Origin of the sequence: Sphaerisporangium sp. TRM90804 (genome assembly GCF_029846175.1) — a bacterium.
Classification (GTDB): Bacteria; Actinomycetota; Actinomycetes; order Streptosporangiales; family Streptosporangiaceae; genus Sphaerisporangium.
Window position 1 is genome coordinate 319,512 of sequence record NZ_JARWAC010000001.1, and the last position, 14,003, is coordinate 333,514.

The window sequence follows — 14,003 nt, forward strand, 5'->3', positions numbered from 1 at the left end:
CCATCGGACCCATCGGCCTGACCGGACCCGCCGGACCCGCCGGACCCGCGGGGCCGATCGGCCTGACCGGACCCGCAGGGCCTGCCGGACCGGCTGGGCCGGCGGGGCCGACCGGGCCGGTCGGACCGGTGGGACCCACCGTGGACGTCAACTCGACGGTCGTCTCGCAGATCATCGCGCCGCAGTTCATCGCGTTCGTCAAGACCGGCCAGACCTACGTGGGGGACTCCCGCACGCCGAACACGCCGCACAACGTGTCCACCGTGCCGGGCTACCCGAGGAACGCGGTCTCCGTGGCGCTGGCTCCGTCGCCGACCGCGCTCAGCACGGTGCTCAACGTGACCGTGTCCACCGACACCCGGGTGTTCCAGGCGGCATGCCTCGTCAACCCGCAGCCAGGGAGCGGCGGAAACCCGGCGTGGCCCGCGAACTGCGGAGCCTTCGTGGAGATCCTCAGCCCCACCGGGACCGCTACCACGACCCGGCGCTGAAGCCCTTCGCCGTGCCCGGAGCGATCCGGGCACGGCGAAGCCCGGGAGCCCGGGACGGCCCTGACGCGAGCGCGCCCTCCGCATGACGCCGTGGCGGGGTTCCGTGATGGGATGTCCAGCGGGAGGTACGGATATGGACTACGTACGGCTGGGCGGCACGGGCATGCGGGTGTCGCGGATCTGCCTCGGCATGATGAGCTACGGCGACCCGTCCTGGCAGGAGTGGGTGCTCGACGAGGAGCGCGGCGAGCCGCTGGTCCGCAGGGCGGCCGACGCGGGGGTGACGTTCTTCGACACCGCCGACGTCTACTCCTCGGGGGTCAGCGAGGAGGTCACCGGCCGGGTGCTGCGGAAGATCTTCCCCAACCGGGAGGACTACGTGCTGGCCACCAAGGTGTTCTTCCCGGTCGGGAAGGCGATCAACGACAGCGGGCTGTCGCGCAAGCACATTCACGCGGCGATCGACGCCTCACTGCGCCGCCTGGGCACCGACTACGTCGACCTGTACCAGATCCACCGGTGGGACGACCACACGCCCATCGAGGAGACCATGGAGGCGCTGCACGACGTCGTGCGCGCCGGCAAGGTGCGCTACCTCGGCGCCTCCACGATGTACGCCTGGCAGTTCGCCAAGGCCCAGCACGTCGCCGAGGTCAACGGCTGGACGAGGTTCGTTTCCATGCAGAACCACTACAACCTCCTGTACCGCGAGGAGGAGCGCGAGATGGTGCCGCTCTGCGTCGACCAGGGGGTCGGGATGATCCCGTGGAGCCCGCTCGCGCGCGGGCTGCTGGCGCGCGCGGGGTCGGCCGACCAGGGGACGACACGCGCCGGCTCCGACTGGCGCATCGAGAACCTGTACGGCGGGCCGAGTGACGCGGCCGTGCTTGAGCGGGTCGCCGAGACCGCCGCCGAGCGCGGCGTCGCGCCGGCGCGGGTCGCGCTGGCCTGGCTGCTCGCCCAGCCGGGGGTCACCGCCCCGATCATCGGCGCCACCAAGGACCGCCACGTGGACGACGCGGTCGCGGCCGCGTCCCTGAGCCTGACCGACAAGGAGCTGGCCTACCTGGCGGAGCCGTACCAGACCAGGCCCATCGCCCACTGAGGGCTCCGCTGGGGGACGGCGTTCGCGGGCCCGCCGTCGAGGGCCGGCCGGGGCCGGTCATGACCAGTGCGCGCACTCCTGGGTCGTGACGGCGTGCCGGCCGGGGGCCGGGTCGAGCGGGCCGGCGTGGTCTCCTCCCGCGTGTGCCGCCCCCGGGTGTGCTGCTCTCGCGGGGCCAGATCGCGCGGGGGCAGATCTCTCGCGGGGCCTCGTCCCGGAGGACTTCATCCCGGATGGCCCAGCCCCGAGGCGGCTTCGTCCTGGAGTGCCGCATCCCGGGGCGCTTCGTCGTGGACGATCCGATCTCTGATGAGCACCGCCCGCCTGGGCTGTTCCGGGACGGCCGGGTCCGGCGCGGCCGGCTCCGGCGGGAGGGATTCGGCCGACAGCAGCATTCCCAGGTAAGGCAGGTGGTAAAGCGCGTACCGCCCGGGAGGGAGGAACGCCTGGGCCACCTCCATCGTCACCGCGAATCTCAGGCCGCCCGTCGACACCCACCAGTGGCGGCCGCCGCCCCGCACCGACACCTCGCCGGTGACCCGCCTGACCGGGGTCGCCGCGCGCAGGGCGGCGACCATCTCGACCATGCGGCTGTTGGCGATCCCCGCCCCCAGGGCGAAGACGGCGATCACCGAGAAGGGGAGTGCGACCCACAGGGTGCCCAGGCTGTCGCTGGCCACCTCCACGTCACCGCCTCGCGTCAGCAGGGCGGCGAGCGCGAACACCACCGGCACCATGAACAGACCGACGCACACCAGCCCGCCCAGCGCCCAGGCGAGCGCGTGAAGCGCCGCACGGCGGACCAGCGACCACCGTTGCCCACGGGTCAGCCGCCCCGCCCGTCCCTCGGCGAGATCGGCCTCGGTACACCCCATCACCGCGTCCGGCGACGACCCCGCCCGGCCCTCCGCCGGACCCGGCTGCGCGCCACCCGTCGCCTCGGCCGGTGACGGTCCTTCCTCGTCGGCTCCCGGCACCCGAGCCGGCGTACGGACCCCGGCGGGGGTGGGCGGGGCGTCCATCGGTTCGGCCGAGAGCAGCAGCGGGCCGGGACCTTTGGCGACCGACTCCAGCCAGTACAGCCGGTAGGTTCCGGGCGGCGGCAGGGCCGGCGCGCCCCGGGGCACGGGGATCGGGTTGGGGCCCACCCGGACTCCGGCCTCATGGTTCGGCTCGGCGACCACCCGGCCGGCGGCGGCGACGATCCGGGCGGCGGTCAGGCCCGCGACCACCCGGCGGCGGCGGCGCCGGTCGACCCAGCGCGGCACGCCGGCGAACAGCGCGGGCGCCAGGAGCATCCACCCCATCACGACCATCATGAAGGCCATCATCCCCAGGGCCCCGGCCGGCCCGCCCTCGACGGCGATCCCGCGGCCCGCCGCGCCCAGCGCCCCGGACCCAGCCATCAGCGCCGCCAGGGCGCCCAGCAGCGCCCACGCCCCGTACGGCTGCCCCACACGAGGGCCGGCGATGAGGGCCCACTGCTCCGGCGTCACGGCGCCCGCGGCGTTGGCCGCGCACGCCCGGGGGTCGGTCCACGACAGCGGCGCGACCCGCGCCTGCGTACGATCACCGCGCCGCATCACGGACCTCTCGTCCATACGGGCCGTCCCGGCCGCCGTTGAGCGCTCGCCTCCATTACAACTCGCCGACGCCGTCCGGGGAACAGGCGATCGTCGCGGGCGGCGGCGTGCCCCGGCGGGCGGGCGGCCTAGGCTTGGCTCATGGGGAGGGCGAACGACGAGGCCGCTGAGGCCCTGCACGAGTACGCCGATCTGTACGCGATGACCGGCGGCGACGCCTTCCGGGTGCGCAGCTACCAGAAGGCCGCCAAGGCGATCGCGGGCCACCCGGAGGACATCGCGCGCGGCGACGTCCGGCAGGTGCCGGGCGTCGGGGAGGCGATCGCCAAGAAGGTCGAGGAGTTCCTCCGGCGCGGCAGCTTCCGGCAGCTCGACGACCTGCGGGCCGAGGTGCCCGAGGGCGTGCGCAGGATGACGCGCGTCGCCTCGCTCGGGCCGAAGAAGGCGTTCTTCCTGTTCCAGCAGCTCGGCATCGCCTCACCCGAGGAGCTGGGCGAGGCGATCCGCCAGGGCAGGCTCGAAGGGCTGCGCGGGTTCGGCGCCAAGACCGAGGAGAACCTGCTCAAGGGCATCGAGCAGCTCCGGTCGTCCGGCGAGCGGGTGCACCTCGGCGTGGCCATGAGCCTGGCCGAGCGGGTCATGGCCTCGCTGCCCGCCGCCGAGCGCATCGCCTACGCCGGGTCGCTGCGCCGCATGAGGGACACCATCGGCGACATCGACATCCTGGCCGTCGGGCCCGAGAGCCTGATGGACGACTTCAAGGCCCAGCCGTACGTCGCCGAGGTCATCGCGAGCGGCGGCCGCAAGACGTCGGTGCGCACCACGCAGGGCCTCCAGGTGGACCTGCGGGTGGTGCCCGAGGCGTCCTGGGGCGCCGCCATGCAGTACTTCACCGGCTCCAAGGAGCACAACGTGCGGCTGCGCGAGATGTGCGTGAAGCGCGGCTGGAAGCTGTCGGAGTACGGGCTGTTCGACGGCGACACCGTGATCGCCGCCCGCACCGAGGAGGACGTCTACACCGCCCTGGGCATGCGGTGGGTTCCGCCGCCGCTGCGGGAGGACACCGGCGAGGTGGAGGCGGCGCTGCGCGGCGAGCTTCCCGGCCTGGTGACGCTCGCCGACCTCAGGGGCGATCTGCACACCCACACCGATCTCACCGACGGCGTCGCCTCCCTGGAGGAGATGGTGGCCGCCGCGGCCGGGCGCGGGTACGCGTACTACGCGGTGACCGACCACGCCCCCAACCTGTTCATGCAGCGCATGACGCTGGACAAGGCGCTGGAGCAGCGCGAGGAGCTGCGCCGCCTCCAGGCGGGCTACCCGGGCATGCGGCTGCTGCACGGCACCGAGCTGAACATCGCGCCCGACGGCACCGTCGACTGGCCGGCGGAGGTGCTCGCGGGGTTCGACGTGTGCGTGGCCTCGGTTCACTCTCACTTCACCCAGTCCCGCGAGGAGATGACCCGCCGGTTCGTCGCCGCCTGCGAGAACCCGCACGTGCACGTCATCGGCCACCCCACCACCCGGAAGATCGGCAAGCGCGCCCCCGTGGACGCCGACTGGGAGGCCGTCTTCGAGGCGGCGGCCCGCACCGGCACCGTCATGGAGATCGACGCCTACCCCGACCGCGCCGACCTCCCCGCCGACCTCGTGCGGATGGCCCGCCACCACGGCGTGAAGTTCTCCATCGACAGCGACGCGCACGCCGTCGGCCACATGGAGAACCTCAGGTACGGCGTCGGCATCGCCCAGCGCGCCTGGCTCACCACCGACGACGTCGTCAACACCTGGCCCCTGGACCGCCTCCTGGACTTCTTCGGGCGATAGGTCCCTGTCGCACGGAAGGCGCGGGGCGCCATGCGGCGCGGCCCCGGGGCCGGGGGGCGCCCCGGGCTCGCGGCCGGTGGTCGGTGGTCCGGGCCGTCCCGCCCGAGCGGGGCGGCGAAGGCGCACGGCTCGGGCGGGCGGGGCTCTGCCCGGGCGAGGAGGATTGTCCCGGGCGAGCGAGGAGCCCGGGCCGGACGCAGCAGGATCGTCCGGACCGGGCGGGGGCCCCGGTGGCGGAGGGCCGGGGTCCCCGGGTGGCACTTCTGGGCGCTCCCCCTAGTGGGGCGTGGCCTTCTCGGCGCCGGCCCCGGTGAGGGAGCGGACCTCGATCTCGGCGTACTTGTCGGCCCGGTACTCCTTGCTCGTCACCGTGCCGATGTATCCGGCGAGGAAGCCGAGCGGGATCGAGAGCAGACCCGGGTTCTCCAGCGGGAACCACTGGAAGTCGGCGTCGGGGAACAGCGAGGTCTTCGCGCCGGACACCACCGGGGAGAAGATGACGAGGAACACGGCCGACGTCAGACCGCCGTAGATCGCCGACACCGCGCCCGCGGTGTTGAACCGCTTCCAGAACAGGCTGTACAGGATCGCGGGCAGGTTGCCGGAGGCCGCGACCGCGAAGGCCAGGGCCACCAGGAACGCCACGTTGAGGTTCTGCGCGAAGATGCCCAGAACGATCGAGACCGCGCCGATGGCGAAGGCGGCGATCCTCGCGACCCTGATCTCCTCCTTGTCGGTGGCGGTGCCCCGCCTGAACACGTGGGCGTACAGGTCGTGCGCGAAGCTGGACGAGGACGCCAGCGTGAGCCCGGCGACCACCGCCAGGATCGTCGCGAACGCCACGGCGGCGATGATGGCGAGCAGGATGGTGCCGCCGATGTCGCCGAACACCAGTTGACCGACGCGTTCGGCCAGTTGTGGCGCGGCCGTGTTGCCCGCCGCGTTCTGGGCGGCGATCTCCTCGCTGCCCACCAAGGCGGCGGCGCCGAAGCCCAGCACGAGGGTGAGCAGGTAGAACGTGCCGATGATGCCGATGCCCCAGATGACCGACTTGCGGGCGTCCTTGGCGGTGGGCACGGTGTAGAAGCGGATCAGGATGTGCGGCAGGCCCGCCGTGCCCAGCACCAGGGCCAGGCCCAGGCTGATCAGGTCGAGCTTGCCGGCCAGGCCCTTGGCCTCCACGCCGTACTTCAGGCCCGGCTCCAGGAACGCCTGCCCCTTGCCGCTCTGCTCGGCGGCGGTGCCCAGGAGGGTGGAAAGGTTGAACCCGAAGCGGCCGAGGACGAGCAGCGTGACCAGCGCGGCGCCGGTCATCAGCAGCACGGCCTTGACGATCTGCACCCAGGTGGTGCCCTTCATGCCGCCCACGACCACGTAGACGATCATGAGCAGGCCGACCACCACGATGGTGCCCGCCTTGCCGGCGGACGAGGTGATGCCGAACAGCAGGCCGACCAGCGCGCCGGCGCCGACCATCTGGGCGAGCAGGTAGAAGATGCTCACCACGATGGTGGAGACGCCCGCGGCCGTGCGCACCGGGCGCGGGCTCATGCGGAAGGCGAGCACGTCGGCCATCGTGTACTTGCCGGAGTTGCGCATCAGCTCGGCGACGAGCAGCAGCGCGACCAGCCAGGCGACGAGGAAGCCGATCGAGTAGAGGAACCCGTCGTAACCGGACAGCGCGATGATGCCGGCGATGCCCAGGAACGACGCGGCGGACATGTAGTCGCCGCCGATGGCCATGCCGTTCTGCACGCCGGTGAACGAGCGGCCGCCGGCGTAGTAGTCGGCGGCGTCCTTGGTGTTGCGGCTGGCCCAGAACGTGATGCCCAGGGTCGCGGCCACGAAGACCAGGAACAGGGTGATGGAGAGCGCGTGCTCACCCATTGGACGAGCCCTCCATCTCACCGCGGATCTTGTCCGACAGCGGGTCGAGCCTCTTGGCCGCGTGGCGGGAGTACAGCCACGCGATCAGGAACGTCGACACGAACTGCAGGAGGCCGAAGATCAGCGCAACGTTGATGTTCCCGAAAAGCTTGGTGCCCATGAAGTCACGCGCCCAGCCGGACAGGACCACGTACAGCAGGTACCACGCTAGAAAAGCGACGGTCACCGGAAACGCCCAGTTGCGGTAACGCTTGCGAAGCTCCTGGAATTCGGAACTCGCCTGCACCTGTTCGTAGGCCGATGACTCGTTTTGTCGAGTGGTCACGAGACCTCCCACTTCGTCATCTGGATCACGCCTACCGTAGGAGCGGCCGGGTGCCGCGACGGAGAGGCCGGGGCAGGATTGTCGCCAAGCCGCCGTGACCCATCGGCCACTTGGTCGTCCCATGCGCCGAAAGGCGCGTTCCACGCGATGAGTGGTATGGCCCGCGCGCCCGTCTGGGCTGATCATGGCCGGTCCGGGCCCGATCAGGTGGAGCGGGGGCGCCAGTCGCCGCGGTCGACGTCCAGGGCCTCGGGGGCGTGCAGGCGGACCATCGTGCGGGCGACCCCGCGCGGGACGCGGCCCGGGGTGAGCAGCGAGACGACGATCATCACGGTGAACGAGATGGGCACCGTCCACGCGGCCGGCTGGGCGAGCAGGGCACCCGTCCACCCGCTGTACGGCCCGACGGTGACGACCGCGATGCCGGCCGCGCCGGCGAGGCCGCCGCCGGCGAGCAGGCCGGCCATCGCGCCGGTGGTGGTCAGCCGCCGCCACCAGATGCCGAGCACGAGCAGCGGGCAGAACGACGAGGCGGCCACGGCGAACGCCAGCCCGACGACGTCGGCCACGGCCAGCGTGCGGGCGCCCAGGGAGAGCGCCAGCGGGACCGCCACGGCCAGCAGCGTCGCGACGCGGAACGATTGCACGCCGCCACGCATGATGTCCTGGCCGATCACGCCGGCCACCGACACGGCGAGCCCGGAGGAGGTCGACAGGAACGCGGCGAACGCCCCCGCGGTGACCAGCGCGCTGAGCAGCTCTCCGGCGGTGCCGCCCACCAGGCGGGCCGGCAGGGTGAGCACGACGGCGTCCGTGCGGCCGGTCATCAGCAGCTCGGGCGTGTAGAGGCGGCCCAGCGCGCCGTAGATGCCGGGTAACAGGTAGAAGGCCCCGAGCAGGGCCAGCACGACCAGCGTGGTGCGGCGGGCGGCGCGGCCGTCGGGGTTGGTGTAGAACCGCACCAGCACGTGCGGCAGGCCCATCGTCCCGAGGAACGTGGCCAGGATCAGCGAGTACGTGGCGTAGAGCGGGTGCTCCCTGCCGTTCAGCGGCAGCAGCCACTGGTGGTCGTCCAGCACCGGCAGGTTCTCCACGTGCGGCACCCGCGCGCCCGCCGGGAAGGCGATCGTCGTGTCGTGGGTGATCTCGTGCCTGCCCGGCTGGAGGGTGACGGCCGCGCGGTCCAGCTCACGCCCGTCGACCCGTCCGGTCACCGTGACCCGCACCGGCTCGTCGACGCGCACGGTGACGTCGGTGCCGACCCCGACCGTCACCGGGTCGGTGAACGCCGGAGGCGCGTCGCGCCCGAGCCCCGGCCGCCCGTCGCCGTGCCAGGCGAACAGCAGGAACACCACGGGGACGGCCAGGGCGGTGAGCTTCAGCCAGTACTGGAAGGCCTGGACGAAGGTGATCGACCGCATGCCGCCCGACAGGACGTTGACCGCGACCACCACGGCGACGATCACCCCGCCGGCCCAGGCGGGCGCCCCGGTGGCCGTGCGCAGCACCATGCCGGCGCTCTGGAACTGCGGCATCAGGTAGAGCCAGCCGATCAGCACCACCAGCACGCTCGCCATCCGGCGGACCGCCATCGACTCCAGGCGGGCCTCGGCGAAGTCGGGCAGGGTGTAGGCCCCCGAGCGGCGCAGCGGCGCCGACACCAGCACGAGCAGGACGAGGTACCCGCCGGTCCAGCCCACGGGCAGCCACAGCATGTCGGCGCCGTAGGCGAGGATCAGCCCGGCGATGCCCAGGAAGGACGCCGCCGACAGGTACTCCCCGCCGATCGCCGAGGCGTTCCACAGCGGCGAGACGGTGCGTGAGGCGACGTAGAAGTCGGAGGTGGTGCGCGACAGCCGCAGGCCGAAGGAGCCGATCAGGATGGCCGCCAGCACCACGACGAGGACGGCCCCCAGCTCGACGGCCGTGCTCACCGGGGCCGCGCGATGCTCACTGGCGCTCCACCAGGTCAGCGAAGTGGCGTTCGTTGCGCTCGGCCTGGCGGATGTAGAGCCAGGCGCCCGTGACGAAGGCCGGGTAGACCAGCCCGCCCAGCACGACCCACGGCAGCGGCACGCCGATCAGGCGCAGCTCGCGCAGCTCCGGGACGAGCAGGAACAGCAGCGGGAGGCCGCCCACCACGCAGCCGAGCACCGCGCACACCAGCAGCGCCAGGCGGAACTGGGTGCGCACCAGCGAGCCCATGTACACCTCGCCGAGGCGCGTCTGCTCGTCGATCTCCCGGGTGACCGGGTACCGGGGCCTGCGCGCCGCCGTCGTGCGCGGGCTGGTGACCACCTCGCGCTTGGGCCGCTCCGGCGTCCTGGTCACGCCCGGCCCCCCGGACGTGTGGCCGGGGCAAGCCGTGTGGCTGATGACGGGCATACGGCCGAGGACGGGCGTGTGGCCGAGGACGGGCGCGGGACGACCGGCCCGCACGCCGGCCCGCATGCCGTCCGGCGCGCCGTGCCGGTCATTCGGGGCGGCCCTTCCTGGCACGGCGCACCAGCAGGTCGCGCAGTTCGCGGGTGTGGCGGCGGCTGACGGGGATCTCGGTGTCGCCGATCCGGACGACGCAGCGCCCGGAGTCGATGTGCAGCTCGTCGATGTGCTTGACCGCCACCAGGTGGCTGCGGTGGACGCGCAGGAAGCCGGCGCCGGCCCACCGCTCCTCCAGCGCGGCGAGCGGGATGCGCACCAGGTGGCTGCCGGTGGCCGTGTGCAGGCGGGCGTAGTCGCCCTGGGCCTCCACGTAACGCACGTCGGAGCTGGCCACGAACCGGGTGACCCCGGCCAGCTCGACGGGGATCGTCTCGCCCTCCGGCGCGGCGCGCCCGGCCCCGTCGGCCGCGCCCGAGGCGCCGGGGACGGAGGCGCAGACCCGGCGGACGGCCTCCGCGAGCCGTTCGGGGCGCACCGGCTTCAGCAGGTAGTCCTCGGCCTTGATCTCGAAGGCGTCCACCGCGTGCTCCTCGTAGGCGGTGACGAACACCACCCGGGGCGGGCGGGCGAACTGGGCGAGCAGCCGGCCCAGCACGACGCCGTCCAGGCCGCGCATGCGGATGTCGAGGAACACGGCCTCGACCGGCCTGCCCTCGGCCATGGCCCGGTCGAGCAGCTTGAGCGCCGACGCGCCGTCGCGGGCGGTCGTGACCTCGCCGATGCGCGGGTCGGCGCGGAGGAGGTACGCCAGATCCTCCAACGCCGGCTGCTCGTCATCCACCGCGAGCACGCGCAGGCCGGTCACATCATGTCCATTCGTCCAATCGCCCTCCGGAACCACTAGAGCGTGATGAATCAGACGGGGTCAAGTCAACGGATACCGGCATCGGGCGGATAACTATACGGAGACGCCCGGACGGTACTTGGGCAGGTGGACGCTTATCTTGGTCCCCGCGCCCCTGGCCGTCTCGACCACGAGGCCGTACTCGTCGCCGTACACCTGGCGCAGCCGCTCGTCCACGTTGGCCAGACCGACGCCGCCGGTGCCCGACCTCTCCTCGGCGTCCCCCGACAGGATGGCGCGCAGCCGCTCGGGGTCCATGCCCACCCCGTCGTCCTCCACGCTGATCGCGCACTCGGCCCCGGCGTCCTCGGCGATGATCGTGATGCGGCCCACGCCGTCCTTGCCCTCCAGGCCGTGCCGCACCGCGTTCTCCACCAGGGGCTGCAGGCACAGGAACGGCACGGCGACCGGCAGCACCTCCGGCGCGATGCGCAGCGAGACCCTGAGCTGGTCGCCGAACCTGGCCCGCTCCAGGGTGAGGTAGCGGTCGATGGAGCGCAGCTCCTCGGCCAGGGTGGTGAACTCCCCGTGCCTGCGGAAGGAGTAGCGGGTGAAGTCGGCGAAGTCCAGCAGCAGCTCGCGGGCGCGCTCGGGGTCGGTGCGCACGAAGGAGGCGATGGTCGTCAGCGAGTTGTAGATGAAGTGCGGGGAGATCTGCGCCCGCAGCGCCCGCACCTCGGCCTCCATCAGCAGCGTGCGCGACCGGTCGAGCTCGGCCAGGGCGAGCTGGGAGTCCACCCACCGGGCCACCTCCCCGGTGGCGCGCACCAGCCCCGCCGAGGCGTGGTCGCCGTAGGCCGCCAGGGAGCCCACCACGCGGTCGTCGGTGGTCAGCGGCACCACGATGGCGTACTTGATCGGGCACTCGGGCCGCTCGCACGCGACGGTGTCGGGCCCGAGCACGTGCGTGCGCCCGTCACGCAGCGTCCCGGCCGCGTTGGCGAACGCGCCGCCCGCGTGGTGGTCGCCCGCCCCGTCGTACACCAGCAGCTCCTCCCCGCTGGTGATCGCGATGGCCGGCGACCCGAGCAGGGCGCGCAGATGCCGGGACGCCTTCATCACCCCCGCCGCCGTCAGCCCGGCCCGCAGCGGCGGCCCGGCGAGGGAGGCGGTGTGCAGGGTCTCGAACGTGGCCAGCTCGGCCGGGCTCGTCCCGAGCTCCCGCCGCCCGCGCAGCACCCGCCAGAGCACCACGGCGGGCACCCCGGCCAGCACCAGCAGCAACGGCACGGCCAGAACGGGTTCCACGCCGCCGGAGCCTACCCCCTCGTCCCGGATCGGCCGCAATGACGCCTTCGGCGTTCCCACGGAGGCGCTCACCCGCCGCGACCGGCCGTCGCGCATGCCCCGGCCCCGATTCAGGGCAGGACGACGGTGCCGTGTCGCGTCGGGTTCACCGGGCGACGCCTGAACGAGGCCGTGAACGGCTCACGCCGCTCTCACCTCGACGGGACTCGCCTCAGGCGGGAAGAACGTTCTCCGCGAAAGCGCCCTGCATGTTTCCCGGGGGTTCGAAGACGAAGACGATGTACGTCTCGAAGTATTGGCTCCCCTGACCCGACGCCCGCCCGATGCCGACCTTCGTGCTGCCTTTCCAGACGAGCTGGGTGAAGTGGCCGCTGGCGCCGTTGAACTGGGCCGCCGCGAAGTCGTAGGCGGCGATCTCGTCATACCAGCTCTTGACCGCGTCCGACCCGGCGAGCGCTCCGGAGCCGCCGCCCCAGAAGATGTTCTCGCCCGTGCCCTTGCGCAGATCGGTGTGGCCGGCCTGAAGGTCCTCCTGCTCGGAGCGGGATGTCGCTCGCGCTTGCGCGTAGGCGTTGAGTTCGGGGTCCAGCACGAGCGGCGGCGCGTGGTGCTTGGCCCGGAAGGCGTTCGCCTCGGCGAGCGCTTCGGCCTGGAATTCAGGCGTCGTGGTGTCGGGGAATGCGGGGCGAGTTGCGGGCATGTGAGTCCTTAAACGGCACCATAGGCGCCGGTCTCACCACGATCTGGATGACCGTGGATTTCTCCCCCAATTCTTTACCGCCGCCCCGCGATCGGGCAAGGACCGGTCCAAGCGAGGAAACCTATGGGAAAGCCGAATCGATTCGGCCGGGATCAAAAGAACCGACGTCCCCTCTCGTATTCTTCGTCGGCACGGGGGTATACAAATGCCAACAAATTCCCTCAAAGCAGACACTTTATCCCTTGATGCGCGGGACGCCTTCGCCGCCGGGGCGTGACGAATAAGCCGCACACGCCACAACTCATAGGCGGATCGGCATTCGCGTGATATGGAGATCGGCCGTCGTAGCGGTGCAGTGGGTTCGACGGTTCGGGTTCCTCCGAATCCACCGCCTTCGGCGGTCGGGCCCGGCCACCCCGGTAGGGTTCGTCGGCATGCGCGTGCTGTTCGCCAGTCTTGCCTCGGTCGGTCACGCCTACCCGCTCGTCCCGCTGGCGATCGCCGCGCGGGACGCCGGGCACGAGGTGCACTTCGCCGTGGGCGAGGAGGTGCACGCACCGCTGGCGGCCAACGGCCTGCGGCCCTTCCGCCCGGCGGACACCTTCTACGAGATGTACGCCGAGGACCTGGAGCCGGACCTGGCACGGCTGCGGCCCGACCTCGTCGTGCACGGATGGGGCGTGCCCGGGGCTGCGATCGCCGCGGCCCGTGCCGGGATCCCCGGCCTCTGGCACGGCTTCGGGCGGATGATCCCCGAAGGCATCGGGCTCGAACTGCCCACGCGGATCGCCGAGGCCCCGGGCAGGCCGCACATCGACATCTGCCCGCCTTGCCTGCAGGACAAGGACTTCCTCGCCACCGAGGAGCGGATCGCCCTGCGTCCCGTCCCGTTCTCCGGGCCGGCCACGCTGCCCGCGTGGGGCGACCGGCGCGGCTCGACCCCGCTGATCTACCTGACGCTCGGCACCGCGTTCGGCACCGCCGAGCTGCTCACCACGGCGATCGAAGGGCTGGCGACCCTGGACGCGCACGTGGTGGTCGCCGCGGGCCGGGTGCCCCTGGAGCAGGTCGGCGACGTGCCCGGCAACGTCACCGTCCAGACGTGGGTGGCCCAGGCCGACCTGCTGCCGCACGTCGACGTGGTCGTGCACCACGGCGGCAGCGGCACCACCCTCGGCGCCCTGGCCGCCGGCGTCCCCCAGCTCCTGCTCCCCCAGGGCGCCGACCAGTTCGCCAACACCGACGCCCTCGTCTCCGCCGGCGCCGGCCTGCGCCTCCCCGCCGACGACCTTACCCCCGGCACCATCGCCGCCCACGCCCGAAAGCTCTTCCCCCACCACGGCCCCACCCCCCACCACGACGCGGCCCGCACCATCGCCTGGGAGATAGCCCACATGCCTTCCCCCGCCGAGGTGGCCCGCCAACTCCCCCACCACGCCGACCCCGCCTGACCCGCCGCCCCTGCCGCAGCACGCGGTCTCCCGATTCCCGTCCTCCCCGGCACGAGGCCCACGGCGATCGATCACCTCTCTTGAGGCTCGTACATCACCA

General features: G+C 72.4%; 12 protein-coding genes. 4 read left to right on the top strand and 8 right to left on the bottom strand.

The features are described from left to right. The first annotated feature begins 140 nt into the window (after positions 1 to 140). Both PYR91_RS01395 and PYR91_RS01400 read left to right on the top strand, forming a co-directional pair. On the top strand, positions 141 to 491 hold the full coding sequence (locus PYR91_RS01395; RefSeq protein ID WP_279777017.1) for a hypothetical protein: 351 nt from the start codon (positions 141 to 143) through the stop codon (positions 489 to 491). 133 nt (positions 492 to 624) lie between these two features. Next, positions 625 to 1,596, top strand: a complete 972-nt coding sequence (locus PYR91_RS01400) for an aldo/keto reductase (protein WP_279777018.1) — start codon at positions 625 to 627, stop codon at positions 1,594 to 1,596. Positions 1,597 to 1,820: 224 nt separating this feature from the next. Here the strand turns inward: PYR91_RS01400 and PYR91_RS01405 are convergent, their stop codons facing one another. Continuing rightward, positions 1,821 to 3,197, bottom strand: a complete 1,377-nt coding sequence (locus tag PYR91_RS01405; protein WP_279777019.1) for a hypothetical protein — start codon at positions 3,195 to 3,197, stop codon at positions 1,821 to 1,823. 123 nt (positions 3,198 to 3,320) lie between these two features. Here PYR91_RS01405 and polX point away from each other — a divergent pair, with 123 nt between their 5' ends. Then, on the top strand, positions 3,321 to 5,006 hold the full coding sequence (gene polX / locus PYR91_RS01410) for a DNA polymerase/3'-5' exonuclease PolX (protein ID WP_279777020.1): 1,686 nt from the start codon (positions 3,321 to 3,323) through the stop codon (positions 5,004 to 5,006). Between the two features lie 276 nt (positions 5,007 to 5,282). Here the strand turns inward: polX and PYR91_RS01415 are convergent, their stop codons facing one another. The 7 genes from PYR91_RS01415 to PYR91_RS01445 form a co-directional block, all read right to left on the bottom strand. After that, complete coding sequence (locus tag PYR91_RS01415; RefSeq protein ID WP_279777021.1) at positions 5,283 to 6,893, bottom strand: cation acetate symporter; 1,611 nt, start codon at positions 6,891 to 6,893, stop codon at positions 5,283 to 5,285. Next, positions 6,886 to 7,218, bottom strand: a complete 333-nt coding sequence (locus PYR91_RS01420) for a DUF485 domain-containing protein (protein WP_279777022.1) — start codon at positions 7,216 to 7,218, stop codon at positions 6,886 to 6,888. The genes PYR91_RS01415 and PYR91_RS01420 overlap by 8 nt, the downstream gene beginning before the upstream one ends. 203 nt (positions 7,219 to 7,421) lie before the next feature. After that, the gene (locus PYR91_RS01425; protein WP_279777023.1) at positions 7,422 to 9,152 is read right to left on the bottom strand and encodes a cation acetate symporter; all 1,731 of its coding nucleotides are present in this window, start codon (positions 9,150 to 9,152) and stop codon (positions 7,422 to 7,424) included. A 16-nt stretch (positions 9,153 to 9,168) separates the two neighbouring features. Next, complete coding sequence (locus tag PYR91_RS01430) at positions 9,169 to 9,549, bottom strand: hypothetical protein (protein ID WP_279777024.1); 381 nt, start codon at positions 9,547 to 9,549, stop codon at positions 9,169 to 9,171. 142 nt (positions 9,550 to 9,691) lie between these two features. Beyond that, complete coding sequence (locus tag PYR91_RS01435) at positions 9,692 to 10,465, bottom strand: LytTR family DNA-binding domain-containing protein (RefSeq protein WP_279777025.1); 774 nt, start codon at positions 10,463 to 10,465, stop codon at positions 9,692 to 9,694. A gap of 93 nt (positions 10,466 to 10,558) precedes the next feature. Then, positions 10,559 to 11,752, bottom strand: coding sequence for a histidine kinase (locus tag PYR91_RS01440; RefSeq protein ID WP_279777026.1), 1,194 nt, complete (start codon positions 11,750 to 11,752; stop codon positions 10,559 to 10,561). A gap of 211 nt (positions 11,753 to 11,963) precedes the next feature. Continuing rightward, positions 11,964 to 12,452: a CAP family protein gene (locus tag PYR91_RS01445; protein WP_279777027.1), complete on the bottom strand. Its 489-nt coding sequence runs from the start codon at positions 12,450 to 12,452 to the stop codon at positions 11,964 to 11,966. Between the two features lie 434 nt (positions 12,453 to 12,886). Here PYR91_RS01445 and PYR91_RS01450 point away from each other — a divergent pair, with 434 nt between their 5' ends. Next, a complete protein-coding gene (locus PYR91_RS01450) occupies positions 12,887 to 13,903 on the top strand; it encodes a glycosyltransferase (protein WP_279777028.1) in 1,017 nt (338 codons plus the stop codon). Positions 13,904 to 14,003 lie beyond the last annotated feature (100 nt).